Below are 22,568 nucleotides of genomic sequence, written 5' to 3'. Positions count from 1 at the left end.
AAAGCGCATTTTTAAATCAAAACTACTAAAATCTAAACTTTCTAAGGTATATTTTTGTATTTAAATAGAACAAAATTAAAATCAAGTGGCAAATTTTGAAACAGGAGTTGGATACTTCAAAGAAGGTAAGTTTAAAGAGGCTTTGGATACAGTAAATGCCTGCATTGAAAATGATGTAAAAAATACCGAGTATTACTTTTTCAGAGCAAGGGTACATTCACGAATGGGAAACTTTAGCTTAGCCCTAGAGGATTTCGATTACTTGATTCAATTTGAACCCTATAATCCAAGTTACATTAGTGATCGGGCTGTAGTTTTACACCTTTTGAAAAGGAATGAAGAAGCTGCCGCTGAATTCGATAGAGCTTTGAATTTAGAACCAGGCAATCCTTATCGGTATTCTAGCAGAGCTTATTTTAAAGATAGAATTGGGGATTTTCAAGGAGCATTGGATGATTATGACAAGGCAATAGAAATGGATCCTGAAGATGCGGTGGCTTACAACAACCGTGGGTTGGTAGAAGAGAAAATGGGACACATTTCACGATCAAAGAAAAGTTTCGAAAAGGCAGATGAATTAGTAGGCTACAAATCTAACCAAAATACAAAAAGTGACTTGACTCAGCAATCGGAACATAGAAAACCTGAGTTTACTATGCCGAAACAAGAAAACTCAGGTCGAACAGTATCTTTTGAAAAGTACATGAAAATTTTCAAAAAGGTATTTACAGATAAATCTACTTGGAGTGAATTTGTTGAATTTATAGGTTCTGGTCTCAAAGGAAAAAAACCTTAAGGTTGTTTGATCACATACAATGGCTTATTGATAAAATAAGACATTTTTTTCGAGAGATTTTGTGCAAAGAGTTGGTCAAACCAGCTCTTTTTTTTGCTCAGCGTAATCAGGATGTCACCTTTTGCAGAAATAAGATAATTTTCCAAACCCAAACCCGGCGAGTCCCTGTATGTTTTGAGAACAAAAGCTATTTTTTCGTATTTGATTAACGGGGATAGTTCACTGATCATAGATTGATGTGTAAGTTTATCTATTCCCCTTGCTCTTGAACTTACATGAACCATATCAATTTCAGAGTCGTAAAAGATTGCTAGCTGAACTACTTTTTGGATTGCTAATTTATCTTCATCATGATAATCTGTAGCATACACAAACTTTCTCGGAACTTTGAAAAATACTTTTCTAGGAATCATCAGTACATCTATTTCAGACTTCCCAATCAGATCTGCTGATCTTGATCCTATATAGTTTTTCTTGAAATCATTGACTCCTTCTGTACCCATAATGATAAGATTTGCTTTGATCTCATTGGCAAACTCCAAAATAGTTTCAACGATTTCCCCATCCTTAATTTGTGCTTCACATGCTTTCAATCCAAGAGGGATACTTTCAACCTTGACTGTCTGTACCAAATTCCCCAACTTTTTGTTGATGAAGGAATATTGGTCCCCTACCATCAGACCATTTGAAGATAGCTTTTGATAATCTTCTTTGTTTGGTACGTGAAATAGATAAAGTGTCGCTTGATACTTTTCTCCAAGCTTGGCTGCGTATTCGATTGCATTGAGCGAACATTCTGAAAAATCTACTGGACAAACGATTTTAAAATTGTTATACATTTTTTATACTTTAATAGCCCTTAATTCTATCGATAGAATTTTTTAAAAATTTATTATTCAATAAACGGTTATAATTTTCAACAATTTGAGGGGCAGCGGCATCTGGATTAGTCACACTTGCTATGTGTGGAGTAATAGAGATTTTCTCTTCATTCCAAAAAGGATGGTCAGTTGGAAGTGGTTCTGTTCTAAAAACATCTAACAAAGCACCAGAGATATGTCCTTCTCTAATAGCTTCCAAAAGATCTTCTTCCACCAAATGTTTGCCCCGTGCAACATTAATAATATATGTTCCTTCACTGCATTTTCTAAAAAAGTCTTTGTTTAGAAAATTCTCAGTATCTGCTGTCAAAGGTAATAAACAAATGATTAAATTCACTTTTTTGAGTAGTAATTCTAACTCATCCCCGAAAAAATAAGGATAATCCAGCCCAATTTTAGGAGAATTTCCATAACCAGAAACTTTTATGTTCAGGGATTGAAGTTTTTTGATCACATCACCACCAAGCTCCCCTACTCCAAGGACTCCAACATGGACATCAATTTCGGGGTTAGACATATCCCAATTTTTGTTGGACTGTTGCACACTGAATCTTTTCATTTGTCTATGAAAATTGAGAACTCCCATTACACAATAATTCGTCATCGAAAAAGTAAGTTTTTCATCGACTATCCTTGTAATTGGCAATTTTGGATCAATGGTATCATCAGATAAAATATGATCAACACCTGCCCCCATTGAGCAGATTAGTTTCAGGTTTTTAAATTCCCTCAAGATCCCTTTGGGATGTTGCCACAATATCACAAGATCAACATCATCTTTTCTTGGAATATTTGGATATACCTGAATATCTATACTGTCATCAATTTTCTTGATATTCTGAACCCATACACTTGGATTTCTATTTGGTGATATTATTGCTATTCCCATGAAAATTAAAGTGTTTTAATATTTATAATCAAAATGTCGAATTTTAAATAATCGATCGTTTGTAGCATAGCTAAAGAATCCTCAAATTTAGATGCGGATTACTGAATTGATCAAATAATTTTGTAAAAATAGGAACCTTTCAATCGCTTCGCATATCAAAAGATCATTAACAAATATAATTTTAAATAAATAAACATACAAAAATGAATCAAAAACAAAGCTTACTCTTATTTATTTTGATTTTGGGCATGTCTGTGACTTTGGTGGCACAACAAATCGAAATGCCACAAGCAAGTCCTGCATCGAGTATCTCCCAGAAAATCGGATTGAGTGATGTCAAAATTGAATACAGCCGACCAAGTACCAAAGGTCGGAAGATTTTCGGTGAACTTGTACCTTATGGTGAAGTTTGGAGAACAGGTGCCAATGCTGCGACCATAATAACTTTCTCTACTGACGTGAAGATCGAAGGAAAGAATGTCCCTGAAGGCTCATACGCACTCTACTCAATCCCAAATAAAAATGAGTGGACAATAATACTTTCAAAAAACACAAAATTATGGGGAGCTGTCGGCTATAGCGCTTCTGATGATCTGGTACGTTTTAATGTAAAAGCTGGCAAAGCAAAGCCTAAATATGAAACTATGGAAATTGGCTTTATTGATATGACAGATACTGGAGCATCTGTTGCCATCAAATGGGAAAATGCAAGCGTCAAGTTTAGGATAGAAACTGAAGTGGACGAAATCGTAATGAGTCAGATCAAGGAATTGGTGATCGATCAAGAGCCGACGAATCCAGGATTGTATTATCAAGCAGCCAATTACTATTTCACTACAAATAAGGAACTTCCGATAGCCCTTGAATGGATAAACAAGTCGGTAGAATCAGACCCTAAATATTGGACAATGCATCTCAAAGCTAAAATTGAGCTTGCTTTGGGTATGAAAAAAGAAGCCGTAGCAAGTGCTAACAAGTCAAAAGAAATGGCACAAGAAGCCAAAAATCCTGATTATGTTGGGCTTAATGATAGACTTATCAAGTCTATTAAATAATTGAAATAGTCACCCAAGATTTTGTGTCTTGGGTGACTGCTCTTTGTTTTAATTTCTTTTTTTGAATATTTATCGTTAGCAGTGAAAGGAAGCTACAAAGGTCTATCATCATTTGTAAAGAAATGAAATCACAGAATAAATGTTAGCAAAAATAATTTTCTTCGAAATAATGCATTTAAATAGAATACAAACGATTTCGTAGCGAATTCTTTAGCATTGCAAAAGTATTTTTGTCAATAAAAGTGTTTATTTTTTAATAATATCCTAATTTTGGACTTCAATTCATTAAAACTTCATTACAATAATGCCCAATAATACAAAATTCATCATTGACTTCGACAGTACATTTACACAAGTAGAAGCACTGGATGTCCTAGGGGAAATCAGTCTTGAAAAAGATCCTAAACGAGAAGAAAAACTAAAAGCCATCAAAGACATTACCGATATGGGGATGGAAGGTTCGCTGAATTTTAGGGAAAGTCTGGAAAGAAGGTTGGAGATTTTGGAAGCTTCAAAGCCACAAATTTCTGTATTGATTGATGCTTTAAGGCAAAAAGTTTCGAAATCGTTTCAGAGAAACAAAGAGTTTTTTAATGAAAATGCCGATAATATCATTATCATTTCTAATGGATTCAAAGACTTCATCACTCCTATCGTAGGAGAATATGGAATCAAGGCTGAAAATGTGTACGCAAATGAATTTGTGTATGATGAATCCGGAAAAATCATAGATTTTGATAGGGAAAATATTCTTTCCAAAAATGGGGGTAAGCCCGAAACCATCAAAAATCTTAACTTAGAAGGTGAGATTTATGTAATCGGTGATGGATATACTGACTATGAAATCAAAGCCTCTGGGATGGCCAATAAATTTTATGCCTTCACAGAGAATATAGCGCGACCAAAAGTCACTTCCAAAGCAGATCATATAGCTCCAAGCTTAGATGAAATTCTTTATGTAAACAAAATGAACAAAAAATTCTCTTACCCAAAAAGCCGAATCAATGTATTGCTTCTTGAAAACGTACACCCAATCGGTGTAGATTTGATGAATCAGGAAGGATACAATGTAGAGGTAATCTCTTCTGCACTTTCAGAGGATGAACTTGCCGAAAAAATCAAAAATGTCAGCATTTTGGGTATTCGTTCCAAAACGAATGTAACCAAAAAAGTATTGGAAAATGCAAATAGACTTATTTCTATTGGTGCATTTTGTATCGGTACCAATCAGATTGATTTGGAGACTTGTACGGAAAAAGGTATCGCTGTCTTCAATGCACCTTTTAGCAATACCCGATCTGTAGTAGAGATGGCTATTGCAGAGATCATTTTTTTGATGCGTGGATTCCACGACAAAAGTCTTGGGATGCACAAAGGAATTTGGGATAAGTCCGCTACCGGAAGTTTTGAGATTCGTGGTAAAAAGCTCGGGATCATTGGCTACGGAAATATCGGTGCCCAGCTTTCCGTATTGGCAGAAAATATGGGTTTGGATGTCTATTATTTTGATGTTATCGAAAAACTAGCACTTGGAAATGCGACCAAAGTAGATTCTTTGGACGAGCTACTGAGCACTTGTGATGTGATTTCGTTGCATGTGGATGGACGAAAAGACAACAAAAATATTCTTGACAAGTCCAAGATTGCCAAAATGAAGCCTGGCTCCTACTTGCTAAACCTTAGCAGAGGACATGTAGTCGATATCAAGGCTCTCAAAGATGCTTTGGAGTCTGGTCATATTGCCGGAGCAGCGATCGATGTATTTCCTGAAGAACCAAAAAACAATTCCGAACCACTTGATTCTGAATTGATCGGAATGAAAAATACGATCCTGACACCTCATATTGGGGGATCTACATTGGAGGCTCAGCAAAACATCGCACGATTCGTCCCTGGAAAGATCATGGAATACATCAACACAGGTAATACTTACAATTCTGTAAACTTCCCTAATATCCAATTACCTTTCTTGAAAGATGCGCATAGACTGATCCACATTCACCAAAACGAACCTGGTGTATTGGCCAAAATCAATAATAGTCTTGCCAAACATGAAATCAATATCGTTGGGCAATATTTGAAAACCAATGAAAAAATCGGTTATGTGATCACAGATATTGACAAAGCATATTCACCTGAAGTGATTGACGCCATGAAAGAAATTCCTGGCACGATTAGATTTAGGGTTTTGTATTAATCAGACATAGTAAATTTCTTTGCCGAGAATGACAAGTTTTGATCGAGCAATTAAATTTCTCAAATATATTACCTATCAAACCTATATGAACATGGCCAACAATTGCTTTAATTAGTGATTGTTGGCCTTTCTTTATTTTACATTTCGCATGATAAGCTGTTTCAGGTGTCATTGCGGATAATCATATTTGATTTTTTTTTTAAATCCTCTGAAACAGATCAAAAACATTAAACATCATCGATTTCGACGATATTTAAATTTATCATTGATATCCGGGATATTTACACATATCCTTGGTATCGACGATATTTTGAATTATCGTTTATTTCGACGATATTTGAATTATGATAGCAATAATCAAAGGAGATATCATCGCCTCCAGGAAGCTCTTGGATCAAGAAAAATGGTTGCAGCCTCTAAAATCACTCCTATCTCAGTGGGGAACCACACCCGAGCAGTGGGAGCTGGTATGGGGTGATTTCTTTCAGTTAGAAATCGGTGATCCTCAAGAGGCGCTACAAAAAGCATTGGAAATAAAGGCATTGATCAAAAAAATCGAACCAAAGGATGCAAAAAAGCTTCTCAGTACACTGGATGTAAGAATGTCCATAGGGATTGGAGAAAAGACATTTTCGGGAAAACGTGTGTCAGAAAGCAATGGACCAGCTTTTATCTATGCAGGGGAAAAGTTCGAGAAACTAAAAAAGGAAAAAACCAACCTGGCAATCCAAAGTCAATGGCAGGATTTCGACAATGAGATAAACCTGTACTTGAGACTAGCTGCGAAGTTCATGGACAGTTGGTCTGTATCATCAGCTGAACTGGCAGAAATCGTATTGACAAGTCCAAATATTACCCAAGAAGAAATCGGTGAAATATTGAAAATAAAGCAGAATTCTGTCAGTGGAAGATGGAATCGCTCAAACATCGAGGAAGTGCTCAAAATCGAAAAGGTGTTTAGGGAAAAACTTCAAAAACTCATCTGATGATCTTATTAGTAAAGCTATTATTCGCACATTTGATTGGAGATTTTGTACTTCAGCCAAAATCTTGGGTACAGGAAAAAGAGAAAAGAAAAGCAAAGTCACCTAAACTGTACTTCCATATTTTAATCCACGGATTACTCGTTCTATTGGTGCTATGGGACTTACAGTACTGGCTTCTTGCATTGATGCTCATGGCCATCCATGGACTGATCGATTTGACCAAACTGAATCTTCAAAAGAAAAACAATAAAACAAGATGGTTTGTCATAGATCAAGTTTTGCATTTGATCAGCATTTTGGTTTTTTGGCTGATTTGGTACAAGCCGAGCTTGGAAATCCAAATATGGATGGAAAACCCCACCATTTGGATCTATGGCACATCACTTCTCTTCCTTACTGCTGTGACAGGGATCTTGATTCAGGTAATCATGGCCAAATGGTCCAATGCTATCAATGATGGCAAGAATCAATCTCTTGACAATGCCGGCAAATATATCGGTATTTTAGAACGCCTTCTCGTATTTACTTTCGTAATCATAGGAAGATGGGAAGCGATTGGTTTTTTGCTGGCAGCCAAATCAGTCTTCCGCTTTGGTGATCTCAAAGAATCCAAGGATAGAAAGCTTACCGAGTATATCCTAATCGGTACGCTGCTAAGCTTTGGAATAGCCATCATGACTGGCATGGTCGTACTGGCAATCACATAAACCCACCCCCTAACAATAACATTTCTGCCAATTTTATTGAAAGAAAGAAATCAACTCTCTGCAGAAACTGTTACCTTAGAATAAAAATATTTCTCAGTGAAACAAGAGTTTGCAATAGTAGATATCGAAACAGCAGGAGGAAATCCAGGAGATGGTGGTGGGATTACCGAAGTAGCAATTATAATTCATGATGGAAAGCAAATTCTCAGCAGCTATCAGACACTAATCAATCCAGAGAGATTGATCCCAGGGTTTATCACAGGTCTGACAGGTATAGACAATCAAATGGTAGCTGATTCGCCGACTTTTGAAGAAGTAGCCGAGGAAATTTTTGGCATATTGAAAGACAGAGTATTCATAGCCCATAATGTAGGTTTTGATTATACTTTTATTCAAAAAGCACTAGAAAAATCAAACATCAATTACAAAGCTCCCAAACTCTGTACTGTGAGAATGAGTCGGAAGGTTTTTCCGGGATATAAATCTTACAGCTTGGGGAGAATCTGTGAACACCTAGATATCCAAATATCGGCAAGACACAGGGCTTTTGGCGATGCTGAAGCTACGGCATATCTATTTGAGAAAATATACCAAAAAGATGCTGAGGCTGTTTTGGCTATGTTGAAGAAAAATAATGGAGAGGCATTTTTGCCACCAAACATAACCAAAGAAAAATTCACCAATCTTCCTGAAAAAACAGGAATTTACTATTTCCATGATGTAAATGGAAAAGTCATCTACGTAGGAAAAGCACTGAATATCAAAAGCAGGTTTAAGGGACATTTTTCTGGAGACACGAAAGGAAAAGACAAACTTAACCTCAAAAACGAGATTCACGATGTGAGTTGGGAATTGACAGGAAATGAATTTCTGGCTTACTTACTAGAACTCCATGAAATCAAAAGACTATGGCCAAAATACAATAAATCCCAAAAATTCATCAGCAGCACTTGGGGCATTATTGAATACGAGGACAATGCTGGTTTTTTACGTTTTCAAGTTTCCAAAATAAAACCCAGCCAAGCATGCCTCAGACAATTTGAAAGTCACGGTGAAGCTTGGAAGTATTTGCTTGAGGCTGTAGAGAAATATGAGTTATGTCCAAAGCTATGCGGAATACAAAAAGCCAATGAAGCCTGCTATGATTACCTTACCAACCAATGCAAAGGTGCTTGCTGTGGACAAGAAATTCCTCCTGAATACAATGCTCGCGTCAGAGAATTTCTCCAAAAAACTACTGATGAAGAAGGTACATTGATCATCAAAGAAAGAGGTAGAAGTGCAGATGAAGAGACTGCATTGCTTTTTGAGAAAGGTATGTTTATCGGCTATTCTTTTATCAGTAAAGAAGATATGGTAGATACCCCAGAAAACCTTCTAGACCATATTCCAAAAATCAAACCATTCCAAGAAAGCAAATACATTTTGCGAAGCTTTTTGCCTAAATTGAAATTCAAGGATATTTTTCTGGTGAAAGAAGTATAGGGGAAACATTAAGTTATGGAAGGCTGAGCCCTTTTTAATCTTGTTCAGACTCCTCCTCTTCAATATCCAAATGTGAAAGTGAATCTAAGAATTCTACCATATTGACGGCATGATCAAGGCTGAGCCTTTTCTTTAATCTATAACGGGCAGTCTCTATGCCTCTTACCGATATATTTAGGATTGAAGCTATTTCTTTGTTGGTAAGGTTCATTTTTACAAATGCACAAAGCCTCAACTCCTTGGGGGTAAGGTATGGATAAGCAGTTTTCAATTCATCAAAAAACGCCTGATGCACCCTTTCAAAATTGATATCGAAGACTTTGAGATATTCTTCATCCCTAAGATTAGAATTAATTTTAGTTTGGATTTTTCTTAACCTTGACCTTACTTTCTCATTGATGGTGACTTCTTTGATGGAAGAAAGCTCTTCATTCAGTTCATTTAGAAGCTCTTTCTTTCTTACCAATAACATGGTATAATTTGCCAGTTCTTTACTTTTGGACAATATATCCTCTTCAAGAATCTCCTTGTCTTTTTCAATCTTTCTCTTTTCATTTTCCAGCTTCATCTGATGAATCTGCAATTCCAAAACTTTTGTTTTTTCTGTTTGATCTATCCTTGCTTTTTCTTTTTCGATGCTAATTTTTTTTCTAACAAAGAAGATGACCATAAAAAGTGTAAGCACAGCCAAAATAGCGAATGATACAAAGGCTAATCCTGTCTGATACCATTTGGGAAGGATTGTAAAATAAAATGAATTAACCTCCGAAATTTCACCTACCCTACTTCTCGCTTTCACCAGCAAAGCATACTTTCCACTTTTCAGATAGTTGAAATCCACAAATGCTTTTTCTTCCCATGTTGACCAACCTAACCCAACTCCTTCCAATAAATAGGAATACTGCACTTCCTTTTGGTCATCAAAACTTGGAATAGCAAATTCGACTTTCAGGTTTGTCGTATTGTTAGGCAATTCAAGTGGTGTTTTTTCATTGGAGAAAATTGATCCAAGCAATTCTTCTTCCCCTTTTTGAAATGTCACCTTCCTAAATAGAACTTGGTGGTTTAAATTTGATTTGCCATAAGTCAGATCAAAAGCAAACAAACCCTTTCTTGTACCCATCATGACCAACCTTTCATCTACAGGATAGATACATTCCATAGACCTATTAAATTCGCCTTTCATCCTTAAAAACAAGCCTCTATTTTCATCTGAATTCAGGTTACCATTTGCGTCTATTGATACATAACCTGCTTCATCATCTTGGACAAACCAAAGTCTATTCCCTTTTACTTGAAGGTTTCTGACATTCAATTCCTTGCCAAATACCCTATCCAGTTTATCTACAGGATTAAATTTCTTTTGAGTTTCATCATATCTGAAAATCCCATTATTTGTCGTAAAGACAGTTTCTCCTAAAAAATCAAAAACATTGATACTAAACGGAGATGGCAGCCCATTCTGATCCTTGAAGTGCTCTAAGCCAGTAACCCTTGTAAACTCTTCATTTAATCTCAACCGATATACTCCTTTGTACCCATGGCAAACCCAAATGATATTAGGGTCTGAATCCTGCAAAATGTCTCTTGATGACTCCCCAAATCCTTCGACTTTTTGCACCAATTCAAATCTGTTGTCTTTTGAATTGAATTTCAAAAGAAACAAACCATCATAAGCACATGCAAAAAACTTATCACCGCTTCCATCTATTGGAATGATTTTCCAAATACCTGTAATCCCAGGAATAGTATACCTCTCACCATTGTCTTTAATTACAAAAACACCCTTGTCATGACTAGCCAAAATTTGATTTTCAAACAACTGAATCGTCCAAGTTTGACCTTCCATACCTTCAATTTTTTTGAAATCAAGTTTTGAAAAAAATGATGGTGACAAATTGGATTTAGCTAGATAAACTCCTTGGTTACTTGCCACATAAATATTCCCATGAGCCATTTTTACGTCATAGACTGATGCTTTATCAAAAACGCTTGTTACTGGAGAATTCAAATCAATACAATCAATTCCATTGTTTAGAAGCGCCCAAATATTCCCTTCCTTAGTTTCATATATATTCAATACTGTTTGATCCTGCAATTGATCAAACGCTTGATCTACATTGATTTTCTCGCCATTTTCATCCCGAATCAAGATATTGGAGCTTAATGTTCCAAAAACATAGCGTTTCTCACTAGTTTTCAACCCACAGGTAATTAGATTATTTGATCCCAAAGGAATTATTCTTTCTATGAATTTCAGTTCGTCATCATCTAGGTTAAGACTATACAAAGAGCCTTGTTTGGTAATCAAGACTACTTGATCTTTGACTTTCCCACCCGGCAAAACAGCTACCAAATCTTCCCCTTGCAATTGTTCTTTCACCAATAAAGTCTTGTAATTTAACCCATTCAAGTCCAATAATTTCAATCTATTATTGTCTTGAATGAATAACTTGCCGTCTACATTTGAAGAAAAAGTGAATGCTTGATCGGCAGGAACAAGCGTGAACTTTCCATTTTCGAAAATATAAAGCATTCTGAATGTCCTAAATACAATTTTACCATTGAGCTCTTGGATGTCCCAGACTGATTCGAAATTTTGGTTTTCTGGATTTAGCAATTCAGTAAGAGACTCGAAATGATATACACCAAATTCATTTCTTTCGATTTTCCCAAATTCATTGAACCCTCCTGCGAATACTTCACCGCTTTCACTATAATGTAGACTTCTCACCGAAGAGCCATTGGGAAGAAAAACCTTTTGCCAAGTTTCTCCATCAAAAATTAGAGCACCATCATTATTCCCAAAATATATAATTCCTTCCTTATCCTGACACATGGTCCAAAATTGAGGGTCTGCATTGAAATCACTCCTATTGTAATGGATTATTGAAGGCACTCCCATCATATTGGGAGCACTCAAGTTTTGCAAATTTACCTGGTCGGCTTTCAATATGAAGTTTGAGGAAATCAGCAAAATCCAAAGCGTGGAATTAAGCCATTTTACAGTAAAGGTTTTAGGCATTTTTGGGTTTAATCTTACTGGAATTAATTTTAGTTTAAATGGATATAGCGAGGAAATATTACTTAAGTATTATTAAGGCCTTACTTAAAAGCATCACAATTTATAAACCTGCTTCAACAAATTTAACTTATTGTTATTTTTTTTGATTTTTTTTTCTGTAAAAACCTGATTCAATGACACTTTAATAGCAATGAAGTAGAATTGAAGTAGTCAATATTTTTATGTAGTGGTTAAAGTGTAAAGCAAAATAATGCACCTGATTCCTAATAAAATATATTTGGTGGATCAAACCTATTAGCCTTTTTATTGAATTAATTCATTTAACAAATTTAAACCCCATGAAAACCTTATGAAAGCTAAAATTTTACAGCAAAAAATATCGATTGTTTTGCTAAAAAGTCTCTTCATCATATTGTTGAGCATACCAATCTCAGTCGAGGCTCAGACAAAAAATATCAGTGGAACGGTCACTGATGAAGCCAACCTTCCACTTCCAGGAGTAAGTATATTAGTAAAGGGAACTGGTACGGGAACTGTCACAGACGTAGATGGGAACTATAGCTTAGCTGTAGCAAATGAAGGCGCACTTCTAGTATTTTCATTCATTGGATATACCTCCCAAGAAGTTGCGGTCGGAAATTCAAACACTCTAAATATTTCCTTAGCTCCTGACATTAAGTCTTTGGAAGAATTCGTAGTGGTTGGGTATGGGGAGCAGTCACGCAAAGACATTACAGGTGCAGTGAGTGTTGTCGGATCCGAGGTCTTCGATGCAAGACCCAATAATCAATTCGGAAATCTAATCCAAGGCAAAATGGCTGGTGTACAAGTAATTACTCCTTCAGGAAAACCATCGGCTGGTTTCAGTATTCGAATTAGAGGAACCAACTCCATTTCTGGTAGCAGTGAGCCATTGTACGTAGTAGATGGAGTTCCTACTACCGACACCAGAACCATCAACCCTGCAGATATTGAAAACATATCTGTATTGAAAGATGCTTCATCAGCAGCAATCTATGGAGCTCAAGGTGCGAATGGTGTCGTATTGATTACCACCAAAAAAGGGAAAGCAGGTAAACCTAGATTTGAGCTAAGCTCTTATGGAGGATTCTCCCAGCCCTGGAGAACATTGGATGTTTTGAACAGTGAACAATATAGGGATCTGATGACAGAATTTGGTCAGATTACTGATTGGAGTAGGTACACAGAAAATACTGATTGGCAAAACGAAATTTTTCAAAGAGGATCATCCCAAAACTATCAGCTTTCTGTTTCGGGTAAAAGCGAGCAAACTACTTATTACATCTCAGGTGGCTGGACACAGCAAACAGGAGCTGTAAGAAGTGCAGAAATGGACAGGTATAACTTTAAAATTAACCTTGAGCAATTTGTAAACGATTGGTTGAAAATAGGCGCCAATGTAAACTACATGCAATACCATGATGTGGATGTAGCCGATAACCAAGCAGTAAACCAAGGTGGAGTGATATTGGGGATGTTATCTACCCCTCCCAATATTGGTATCTACAATCCTGACGGAACTTTCACAAGCAATCCATTTCAAGATTGGGAAAACCCTGTTTCGAGTACTGATGGTTCTCAAAGAGGATATAAAAACCAAAGAGTTTTGGGAAATCTATATGCCGAAATTGATTTCACTCCTGAGTTGAGATTTAGAAGTAATGTAGGTATTGATCAGAGCAATGGCGTGTATGATTATTTCCTTGATCCATTCAGAACCAGCTATGGTAGAGCTATGGAAGGTATTGCAAGAAACAATACAGATCGCATGAGCTATCATATCATTGACAATACTTTGACTTACTCGAAACAGACTGGAAACCACAATTTTTCAGCATTATTGGGATCTGTTGTTCAAAAGTACCTATGGGAAAACAACAATATTGAAACCCGAGGATTTGCAAACGATGTGGTAACTACCACAAGTGCTGGATCTATCATACAGTCAGCGAGCAATACGAAATCAGAAAAAGCAAATGCTTCATTTTTGGGTAGGATTACTTATGATTTCAATGAAAAATACTTATTGACTGCCAATTTTAGGGCTGATGGTTCTTCTACGTTTGGACCAGGAAACAGATGGGGTTATTTCCCTTCCTTTTCTGTTGGTTGGAGATTGTCAGAGGAGCAATTTATGAAGCCTTTGGAAAGCACTTTGAATGATCTAAAAATCAGATTTGGTTATGGAATAGTAGGAAATGACCAAATATCCAATTCCAGTTATGCCTATGTTGGAAGAGTATCATATGGTGCTAATTACCCTATTGGTGGCGCCATACTTCCTGGCAGTTTCCAAAGTTCTATCGAAAACAGAAATTTGAAATGGGAAACCACGGAACAATTGAGTTTGGGTGTAGATGCTTCGTTTTTTGATTCTAGGTTGATTTTTGTAGCTGATGCTTATATCAAAAACACCTCTGATCTTCTTTTGAATGTTCAACTTCCTCGCTCCACAGGATTCAATGACGGAATTCAAAACATCGGACAATTGCAAAACAAGGGTTTGGAGTTTCAGTTGAGCAGTGTAAATACACAAGGAAAGCTCAAATGGACTACTGATTTCAATATTTCAATCAATAGAAATAATGTGGTCAATATTATTGGAGAAGAAATAATTGCAGGTGGAATCGCTGGAAGAGGAGATGTGAGTTACTCGGTAGAAGGCCGTCCTTTAGGTCAATTCTTTGGTTATGTTTATGGAGGAGTTGACCCAACTACAGGCAACGCTTTTTATATCGACAAAAATGGAGAAAGTACTTTCACCCCGGCTTCCGATGACAGGACATTTATAGGAAACCCACATCCTGACTTCATTTATGGATTGACAAACACACTTTCATATAAGAATTTTGATTTATCGATCTTCTTGAGAGGTGTCCAAGGCAATGATGTCTTCAACGCAACAAGAATTGAAATTGAAGGGATGACAGATGCCAAAAACCAAAGTGCAGTAGTTGCCAACCGTTGGAGAGCACCAGGAGATGTCACTGATATCCCCAGAGCAACTTGGGGTAATACTAACAACTCCAGGATTTCGACAAGATTTGTAGAGGATGGATCTTTTCTGAGGGTTCAAGCACTTACCTTGGGCTACAATGCGCCACAATCATTGATTAGTAAACTGAACTTGACTGGATTGAGAGCCTATGTGACTGGTGAAAATCTCTTTACAATTACTGGTTACAAAGGCTTTGACCCAGAAGTGAATGCATTTGGTGCCAGCAACACTATTATGGGTGTGGATTTTGGAACCTACCCACAAACACAGAATATAATTTTTGGTGTAAACATTTCCTTTTAAACCCAACAAACCATGAAATTTAAATCAATAAGAATATTTATATTGGCTTCACTCCCACTATTCGGGGCTTGTGATAGCTACTTGGACCTCAATCCTATTTCCGATGCAACTTCATCAAACGCTTACAATACAGCCAGTGATGCGGAAGCGGTATTAACAGGAGTATATGATTCCTTTCAGTCAGAATATTACATCTGGGACAATGTTATTTTCTCAGATATTATTTCGGACAATTACTATGCTGGTGGAGATAATCCAGAGGTGTTTTCTGTTGCTGATCTTGATATACAGCCAGTAAATGGTCGCTTATTCAGCAATTGGAGTCAACTATACTCTGCAATAGCCAAAGCAAATGTCACCTTACAGAAAGTTCCGGAAATCAATGACCCTAAAATCGAAGTTGGCAACAGAAGAGCCCAAATCCTTGGTGAGGCTGCATTTTTACGTGCCTATCATTATTTCCAATTGGTAAATTTATGGGGAGGTGTACCATTGATTTTGGAGCCAGTAGCATCTACCAATCCTGAAGTTACCCAGGTACCAAGAAGCTCTGTGAATGATGTATATGCACAAATTATCAGTGATTTGGAGTTTGCATTGGATGAAAAATTGCCAGACAGTTACGGGTCAGATGCCTCTGTCAATAAAGCAAGGGCGACCAGAGGGGCAGCACATGCACTTTTGGCAAAAGTATATGCCCAAAAACCTGACAGAGACTATGCAAAAGTGCTCGAATATACAGATGCAGTAATTAACAGCCCTGCTGGCTATAGGTTATTGGCAGATTACAGAAATCTATTTGATGGCAATACTTACAACAATGCTGAATCTATAATGGAAGTTCAGTTTATAGGTGGACCAGAGGCGAATTTTGGACCTCAATTACTCCTCCCTCCTTCTGTAAGTGGTGATACTTGGAGAAAATTCATGACTCCATCCAAAAATCTTATCAATGCATTTGACCAGGCGGGTGATGTGATAAGAAAAGAATCAAGCATCCTATTTGAAAGTGCCCCTTGGGCAGATGAGTTTTGGTCACTCCAAGTGAATGGCGTCATTCCTTTTGCCTATAAATGGAAAGAAGCAAATGGATGGGCAAGTACCAACAGACAGTATATTTTTAGACTTGGAGATATCATTTTGCTAAAAGCGGAGGCATTGAATGCACTTGGAAGAACTGCTGAAGCCCTCGAAGCATTGAATAGCATCAGAACTAGAGTAAATTTACCAGAGCTAAGTTCCACAAATTCGGAGGAGCTTGGATTACTAATTGAAAATGAGAGAAGATTAGAGTTGGCTCAGGAAGCGCAAAGATGGAATGATCTTAAGCGTTCTGGAAGAGCTGTGGAAGTAATGAATAATTTGGTAGAAATTGACTTGAGAACAAATCAACCAAAGAATTTCAACATGACACAGGATAAGCTCCTGTTACCGATTCCCCAGCAGGAAATCAACCGCAATCCGCTGTTGACACAAAATCCAGGATACAATTAATCAACTAACGAACTCCCAAAATGAAAAATAATATCAAAAATAACGTCTTCTTCCTATTGCTAGCGATTCTAATGGCTGCATGTGAAATCGGAAGCAATATGGAACCTGTTGGAAACTGGACAATTTCAGAACCAATTCTAAATACTTCCAATACAAACATTGTCTTAGACCAAACGAAGCCTGATGAAACCATCAATTTCGAATGGGGAGCAGCTGTCACCAGCAACCGCTTTATTGTAAACTACAGGTTTTTACTAGTTCCGGCAGGAAGTAGCGATTTCTCTGATGCATTGATGGAAATGATCCCTGCAAACAGTGGTCGGGCATTGAATGTGTCACCACGGGCATCAGATATCAACTACGCTTTGTGGGCGGCATGCTATCCGCAAGGTGAATCAGTTGATCTTGAATGGGTGGTAATTGCCAAAGCCATTGAAAAGGAAGCGATTTCAAGACATGAAATTACTGTCACCCCCTATGCCGATGAATATCAACCAAACAGTTTATTCATTACAGGGATGGCAACTGAAACAGGTGACAATCCAAGCAATGCGATTCCAATGCGTCAATTGATAAAAGCAGATGGAACTGAAACAGGAATATTTGAAATATACACTTCATTGACTTCAGGTCAAAATTTTCACTTTAGGGATCGGGCTATGGTTGGTTCGAGAAAAATAGGTGGAGAAAATGGCATTTTGCAAGCTTGTGGTGATGAAATACAGATAGAAGAAAGCGGTGAATACAAAGTGCAGGTAAACCTTGCAGAAAACACCTTTGAATTTACAAAAATTGAAAGATGGAGCTTAGTCGGTGACGCCGTAGAAGGTGGCTGGGGAGGTGATGTTCCTCTTACTTACCGAGGAAATAGCATATGGGAAGCTGAAATTCCTTTCTTTAAACCTTATGATGGTGCAGGATTTATCTTTAGGGCAAATGGTAATTGGGGAATGTTGCTGAAAAGAATTTTAGGTAGCGGTACTTCAAACAATCTTGGAGGTTCATTGCTCTTGGAATCAGCAGCTAGGTCACTTGACTTTGAAATAGAAGACCTTCCTGGCCCTTCTGAAGGCAACTACAAAATATCCCTCAACCTATCCGCTTCAGGTTATCGCTATCAAATCGAAGCAACGGAAACCCCACCTCCAAGTACTGACAATAATGCTGTAATTGGAAGAAGCAACAACCCCAATGGAGATGCTGTCACAGGGAATTTTGACTTTGGATCTTTTACAATACCTGCTCAATTATTCTTGATTTCTGAAGGAAACACCGTGGCTACATTGAATCTTGAAGGTACTACTTTCAGATCTGATGGATATGTTGCACTCGAAAGTGATAAAACTTATTTCCTAAATGACCAAGCTGATGGATCTGGTGAAAATTATAATAGCATCGGTGATGGTTCAATAGGTGTAGAAAGAAATCAAGCATACGAGATTTCAGTTGATTTCAATTCCGGAAAACTCAATTGGAAATATTATAACCTAAAAATTTTCCATTGGGATGATGCAAATAATGGATGGGATGATAGAGATGAAATCCCTATGACTTATATCAATCCATATAAATTTGAGGTTACTACCAACCTAAGTGCTGGGTTTGATATCAAAATCAACTCTCCGTGGGATATAGAATTTGGCACTGACAGCAATCAACTGAGTGGAACTATGGTCAACAAAGGGCCAAACTTCAAAGGGATTACCCAATCAGGTTCTTATCTAGTTACCATCACAATCGCAGAAGATTACAGTGAGTGTACCTACACATTTGTCAAACAGTAATTACACAAAGGCTAGGTTGACAAAGCCTAGCCTTTTTAAAAAACATATATAAATGAATTTTTCAAAAAAAACATTTCACCCATTTCTAGTTCTTGGATTATCTCTCTTACTCTTGGTATCCTGCAATAAATCAAATAGTGAAAATACTAAATCGATATTTGCAGATTTTGTCAAGTTTGAATCCAAGGCGGATCAATCAATTCTATTGACAAAAGCAGAAACAAAAATTGATGAAAAAATTGCAACTGACGGACTAACAACCATTCAAATCGATGCTTCCAAAACCTTTCAGGAAATGGATGGGTTTGGGTTTACACTTACTGGTGGTAGCGCCATGTTGCTTCAGACAAAACTTGATGCTAAAAAAAGAAAAGAAGTTCTTGAAGAATTGTTTTCCAGAAAAGACGATGCTGTTGGAATTAATTTCTTAAGAATCTCCATCGGTGCTTCGGATTTGGACGAGACTGTCTATTCTTATGCTGATGATTCAACAAATCCAAATTTGGAACATTTCCACCTGGCTTACGACACCCTCTACTTGATCCCAACACTTAAGGAAATCCTTGAAATCAACCCCAAAATCAAAATCATGGGGTCTCCCTGGAGTGCTCCTTCATGGATGAAGACCAATGACAGTCAAATTGGAGGAAAGCTAAAACCCGAGTTTTATCAAACATATGCATCCTATTTTGTAAAATACCTTCAAGCTATGGATTCGCATGGTATTCCAATTTACGCGGTAACAATCCAAAATGAACCTGAGCATCCCGGCAATAATCCAAGCATGTTGATGGAAGCTGAAGAACAAGCTGAGTTTATCAAATCAAACCTGGGTCCTGCTTTTGTGAAAGAGGGTATTGAAACCAAAATTATAATTTATGACCATAATTGTGATCATCCAGAATACCCAATTACTGTTTTGAATGATGCAGAGGCAGCAAAATATATTGATGGTTCAGCCTTTCACATGTATTTAGGTGAAATTGATGCGATGTCCGAAGTCAAAAATGCCCATCCTGATAAAAACATATATTTCACAGAACAATGGACTTCCGCAAAAGGAAATTTTGAAGATGATTTGATGTGGCACATGAATACATTAATAATAAATGGCACAAGAAATTGGGCAAAAACTGTCTTGGAGTGGAATTTGGCAGCTGATGAAGCCCAGAGACCTTATACTTCGGATGGTGGATGTACTATGTGCTTGGGAGCGCTTACAATAGGTGACAATTTTGTAGAAAGAAATGTGGCATACTACATTGTGGCGCATGCATCGAAGTTTATCCCATCGGGATCAATCAGGATTGAATCCAACATGTTGGAAAACCTTCCAAATGTAGCATTCAAGACACCAGATGGAGAAACAGTACTTATTGTACTTAATCAAAACAATGATGATCAAGATTTTGTCATTGCGTTTGAAGATGAACAAAAGATCGCATCTGTAAGTGGCAGAAGTGTAGCTAGTTTTAAATGGTAAGGTCAGTTATGGAGAAAGGTAAATTTCAATATCGAAAAAACAGAAACTTAAGTTTATTTATAGTAGGGATTTTAGGTTTCAATCTCGCATGTTCGAGTGATACAGACCCAACTTTTGAGCCGCCTAGGCAAATAGAAGAGTTAGGAAAAGCTGAAATATGGCTGACCACAGGAGATCAGAGCAAGTTACTCAGCAAAGAATCAGATTTATCCATTACCGAGCTTGTTGAAAACCAAATACCGACGATAACCATTGACTCGGGTGATAAAAAACAGACGATTGAGGGGTTTGGAGCTGCGGTCACAGGGTCTTCAGCCTATTTGATCAACCAAAAGATGTCGGCTGCACAAAGAACCAATTTACTCAGAGAGCTCTTCGATCCAAATCAGGGAATCGGTTTGTCCTATCTGAGAATGACAATCGGTGCATCTGATTTCTCACTGAGCGATTACACATACAATGACCTGCCCAGTGGTCAAACAGATTACAATTTGGAAAAATTTTCCATCGCAAAGGATAAGGAAGATGTGGTACCTGTCTTACAGGAAATTTCGAATATTGCCCCAGCTATCAATATCATGGGATCACCTTGGAGTCCTCCTGCATGGATGAAAACAAATAACAATTTGAGAGGTGGAAGGTTAAAAACAGAATCCTATGAAGTTTATTCCGACTATTTTGTCAAATACATCGAGGCATACAAAGCAGAAAATATCGGAATCAAATCTATTTCTGTCCAAAATGAGCCTTTGCATTTTACAGCAGGCTATCCTTGTATGGAAATGTCCCCTTCGGAGCAAAATGTCTTTATCCGTGATTTTCTAGGACCAAAATTTGCAGAAAATGGTGTCCAAACAGAAATCATCCTCTATGATCATAATTGGGATAATACCAACTATGCTATTTCTATTCTCAACGATCCAATCACGAAATCCTTTGTAGCTGGATCAGCATTTCATGGGTATGCAGGAAATGTAAATTCCATGAGCCTCGTTCACAATGCGCATACTGATAGAGGGCTTTATTTCACAGAAATTTCTGGAGGTGAATGGGCAACTAATTTCAGTGACAACCTCCAATGGAATATGAGCAATATTTTGATTGGAACCACGAGAAATTGGTCTAAAAATGTTCTAATGTGGAATTTGGCTCTTGATCAAAACCATGGTCCACTGAACAATGGCTGTCAAGATTGCCGAGGAGTAGTTACCATCAACAATTCTACTGGTCAAGTGACCAGAAATGTTGAATATTATTCTTTGGGTCACTTTTCCAAATTCGTGAGGCCAGGTGATTGGAGGATTGGATCGACTACTTCAGGTGATTTTGGAGGATTGGAGCACGTCGCCTTCTCAGATAATTCTGGAGAAAAAGTAATGGTAATCGCCAACAACAACCAAACCACCAAAGAAATCAAAATAAAGGAAAATGATAGGCAGATAACCTACTCCATTCCTGCAAAGTCAGTTGCTACAATAATCTGGGATTAATGAGGGCATGATTTTCTGCAATAGTATTTCAATGAAAGAAAAGGTGAAAAGTTGCTAAACTTTTCACCTTTTCTTTGCGTGTTAGATTTACTTATAAGAGCAAACTTTTCTGTTGATTCCCGACAAATCCCCTTTAAATCAAATCTTAATTTTTGTATCCAGTTTTAGCATTTGCTTTAATAATCACCATATAAGCACCTCTTTTTTGTCTGACCTTATGTTTTTCCTGAATAGTGGAATCACCGCCAAAAACTCATGGGTAGTGTTTGGCAAAAGGTAGGATTTGTTCATTGGCAATTCATATACATAACCTATCCGCATGATTGGCAGCAATACACCAAGCTGGAAATTGTTTGCATAATCTATCCTATGGCCGGCACCCAGCCAGATTTTGTCCATCATCAACACCTTGAAATTGAACTCAATATTGTCGGGAAGATCTTCTTGGCTCCGATACATAAAGTTGGTCGCTATTGCCAAATTTGTACTGATCGCATTTCTATAACCTGCCTGAACAATCCCTACCCTGGGTTTGCGATCCATAAACGAATCTCCTGAATTTATAGCTCCCTGATTTACATTGTGCACTGCATAAGACACATAGTAATTGGGATGGGTCAACGCCAATCCTATGTTGAAATCCAATACCTGCATGTTCGCAAAACCATTGAGGTATTGGGCTATTTTCGGATCATTTGACTGCTCTGTCGTCAGGTTGTTCCCATCCAACCTTACCCTGTTATAGTTCACTCCCATCCCCAACCTGACCGAGGTTCTTTCAGATACCTGAATCCTCGAGGCATAGGAAGCAATCATTTCTGTTTCTATGAATGCTCCATATTCATCATGCAGTACATTCACCCCCAAGGCGTTTTTATCCGGATTGCCACTTTTTGAAAAATCTGCAACATCAATTTCCAATGAACCAAAATAGGTCATCGGAGCCCCCTCGAAGCCTGCCCACTGGTTGCGGA

The 22,568-nt window shown here is 37.4% G+C and carries 15 protein-coding genes; 11 read left to right on the top strand and 4 right to left on the bottom strand.

The genetic code is table 11. The features are described from left to right. Positions 1-85: 85 nt before the first annotated feature. Positions 86-796 (top strand): tetratricopeptide repeat protein, encoded by a 711-nt coding sequence (locus MM236_RS15730; RefSeq protein ID WP_241275950.1) that lies wholly within the window; start codon positions 86-88, stop codon positions 794-796. On the opposite strand, the gene MM236_RS15725 is transcribed toward MM236_RS15730, so the two are convergent. Both MM236_RS15725 and MM236_RS15720 read right to left on the bottom strand, forming a co-directional pair. After that, positions 793-1,635, bottom strand: coding sequence for a universal stress protein (locus MM236_RS15725; protein WP_241275949.1), 843 nt, complete (start codon positions 1,633-1,635; stop codon positions 793-795). The two genes, MM236_RS15730 and MM236_RS15725, sit on opposite strands and share 4 nt — an antisense overlap. A 10-nt stretch (positions 1,636-1,645) precedes the next feature. After that, a complete protein-coding gene (locus MM236_RS15720) occupies positions 1,646-2,566 on the bottom strand; it encodes a 2-hydroxyacid dehydrogenase (protein ID WP_241275948.1) in 921 nt (306 codons plus the stop codon). 203 nt (positions 2,567-2,769) lie between these two features. On the opposite strand from MM236_RS15720, the gene MM236_RS15715 reads away from it, so the two are divergent. From MM236_RS15715 to MM236_RS15695, 5 genes are all read left to right on the top strand, one after another. Further along, positions 2,770-3,621, top strand: coding sequence for a DUF2911 domain-containing protein (locus MM236_RS15715; protein ID WP_241275947.1), 852 nt, complete (start codon positions 2,770-2,772; stop codon positions 3,619-3,621). Between the two features lie 304 nt (positions 3,622-3,925). Continuing rightward, a complete protein-coding gene (gene serA, locus MM236_RS15710; protein ID WP_241275946.1) occupies positions 3,926-5,818 on the top strand; it encodes a phosphoglycerate dehydrogenase in 1,893 nt (630 codons plus the stop codon). A 344-nt stretch (positions 5,819-6,162) separates the two neighbouring features. Then, positions 6,163-6,804, top strand: a complete 642-nt coding sequence (locus MM236_RS15705) for a SatD family protein (RefSeq protein WP_241275945.1) — start codon at positions 6,163-6,165, stop codon at positions 6,802-6,804. Further along, entirely contained in the window at positions 6,804-7,511 is a 708-nt protein-coding gene (locus tag MM236_RS15700) for a DUF3307 domain-containing protein (protein ID WP_241275944.1), read from the top strand. Before MM236_RS15705 ends, MM236_RS15700 begins: the two co-directional genes overlap by 1 nt. Before the next feature lie 96 nt (positions 7,512-7,607). Next, positions 7,608-8,996, top strand: a complete 1,389-nt coding sequence (locus tag MM236_RS15695) for an exonuclease domain-containing protein (RefSeq protein WP_241275943.1) — start codon at positions 7,608-7,610, stop codon at positions 8,994-8,996. Positions 8,997-9,030: 34 nt separating this feature from the next. On the opposite strand, the gene MM236_RS15690 is transcribed toward MM236_RS15695, so the two are convergent. Then, on the bottom strand, positions 9,031-12,021 hold the full coding sequence (locus tag MM236_RS15690) for a helix-turn-helix and ligand-binding sensor domain-containing protein (RefSeq protein WP_241275942.1): 2,991 nt from the start codon (positions 12,019-12,021) through the stop codon (positions 9,031-9,033). Positions 12,022-12,370: 349 nt separating this feature from the next. Here MM236_RS15690 and MM236_RS15685 point away from each other — a divergent pair, with 349 nt between their 5' ends. The 5 genes from MM236_RS15685 to MM236_RS15665 are packed head-to-tail and all read left to right on the top strand — an operon-like array spanning position 12,371 to position 21,594. Further along, on the top strand, positions 12,371-15,343 hold the full coding sequence (locus MM236_RS15685; RefSeq protein ID WP_241275941.1) for a SusC/RagA family TonB-linked outer membrane protein: 2,973 nt from the start codon (positions 12,371-12,373) through the stop codon (positions 15,341-15,343). Positions 15,344-15,355: 12 nt separating this feature from the next. Further along, complete coding sequence (locus MM236_RS15680) at positions 15,356-16,837, top strand: RagB/SusD family nutrient uptake outer membrane protein (protein ID WP_241275940.1); 1,482 nt, start codon at positions 15,356-15,358, stop codon at positions 16,835-16,837. Positions 16,838-16,857: 20 nt separating this feature from the next. After that, positions 16,858-18,621 (top strand): hypothetical protein, encoded by a 1,764-nt coding sequence (locus MM236_RS15675; RefSeq protein WP_241275939.1) that lies wholly within the window; start codon positions 16,858-16,860, stop codon positions 18,619-18,621. A 52-nt stretch (positions 18,622-18,673) separates the two neighbouring features. Continuing rightward, complete coding sequence (locus MM236_RS15670; protein ID WP_241275938.1) at positions 18,674-20,104, top strand: glycoside hydrolase family 30 protein; 1,431 nt, start codon at positions 18,674-18,676, stop codon at positions 20,102-20,104. Between the two features lie 8 nt (positions 20,105-20,112). Beyond that, on the top strand, positions 20,113-21,594 hold the full coding sequence (locus MM236_RS15665; RefSeq protein WP_241275937.1) for a glycoside hydrolase family 30 protein: 1,482 nt from the start codon (positions 20,113-20,115) through the stop codon (positions 21,592-21,594). Between the two features lie 183 nt (positions 21,595-21,777). On the opposite strand, the gene MM236_RS15660 is transcribed toward MM236_RS15665, so the two are convergent. Continuing rightward, a partial coding sequence (locus MM236_RS15660) for a PorP/SprF family type IX secretion system membrane protein (protein ID WP_241275936.1) occupies positions 21,778-22,568 on the bottom strand: 791 nt, incomplete at its 5' end.

The organism is Belliella calami (genome assembly GCF_022549695.1).
GTDB lineage: Bacteria > Bacteroidota > Bacteroidia > Cytophagales > Cyclobacteriaceae > Belliella > Belliella calami.
This window is presented reverse-complemented; position numbering and strand designations above follow the sequence as displayed.

What these genes read in the sequence shown, in the direction of transcription:
- MM236_RS15685 (WP_241275941.1), top strand. Translation starts at nt 12,371, where the DNA reads ATGAAAGCTAAAATTTTACAGCAAAAAATATCGATTGTTTTGCTAAAA.
- MM236_RS15705 (WP_241275945.1), top strand. Translation starts at nt 6,163, where the DNA reads ATGATAGCAATAATCAAAGGAGATATCATCGCCTCCAGGAAGCTCTTG.
- MM236_RS15670 (WP_241275938.1), top strand. Translation starts at nt 18,674, where the DNA reads ATGAATTTTTCAAAAAAAACATTTCACCCATTTCTAGTTCTTGGATTA.
- MM236_RS15720 (WP_241275948.1), bottom strand. Translation starts at nt 2,566, where the DNA reads ATGGGAATAGCAATAATATCACCAAATAGAAATCCAAGTGTATGGGTT.
- MM236_RS15715 (WP_241275947.1), top strand. Translation starts at nt 2,770, where the DNA reads ATGAATCAAAAACAAAGCTTACTCTTATTTATTTTGATTTTGGGCATG.
- MM236_RS15680 (WP_241275940.1), top strand. Translation starts at nt 15,356, where the DNA reads ATGAAATTTAAATCAATAAGAATATTTATATTGGCTTCACTCCCACTA.
- serA (WP_241275946.1), top strand. Translation starts at nt 3,926, where the DNA reads ATGCCCAATAATACAAAATTCATCATTGACTTCGACAGTACATTTACA.
- MM236_RS15725 (WP_241275949.1), bottom strand. Translation starts at nt 1,635, where the DNA reads ATGTATAACAATTTTAAAATCGTTTGTCCAGTAGATTTTTCAGAATGT.
- MM236_RS15675 (WP_241275939.1), top strand. Translation starts at nt 16,858, where the DNA reads ATGAAAAATAATATCAAAAATAACGTCTTCTTCCTATTGCTAGCGATT.
- MM236_RS15665 (WP_241275937.1), top strand. Translation starts at nt 20,113, where the DNA reads ATGGAGAAAGGTAAATTTCAATATCGAAAAAACAGAAACTTAAGTTTA.
- MM236_RS15690 (WP_241275942.1), bottom strand. Translation starts at nt 12,021, where the DNA reads ATGCCTAAAACCTTTACTGTAAAATGGCTTAATTCCACGCTTTGGATT.
- MM236_RS15700 (WP_241275944.1), top strand. Translation starts at nt 6,804, where the DNA reads ATGATCTTATTAGTAAAGCTATTATTCGCACATTTGATTGGAGATTTT.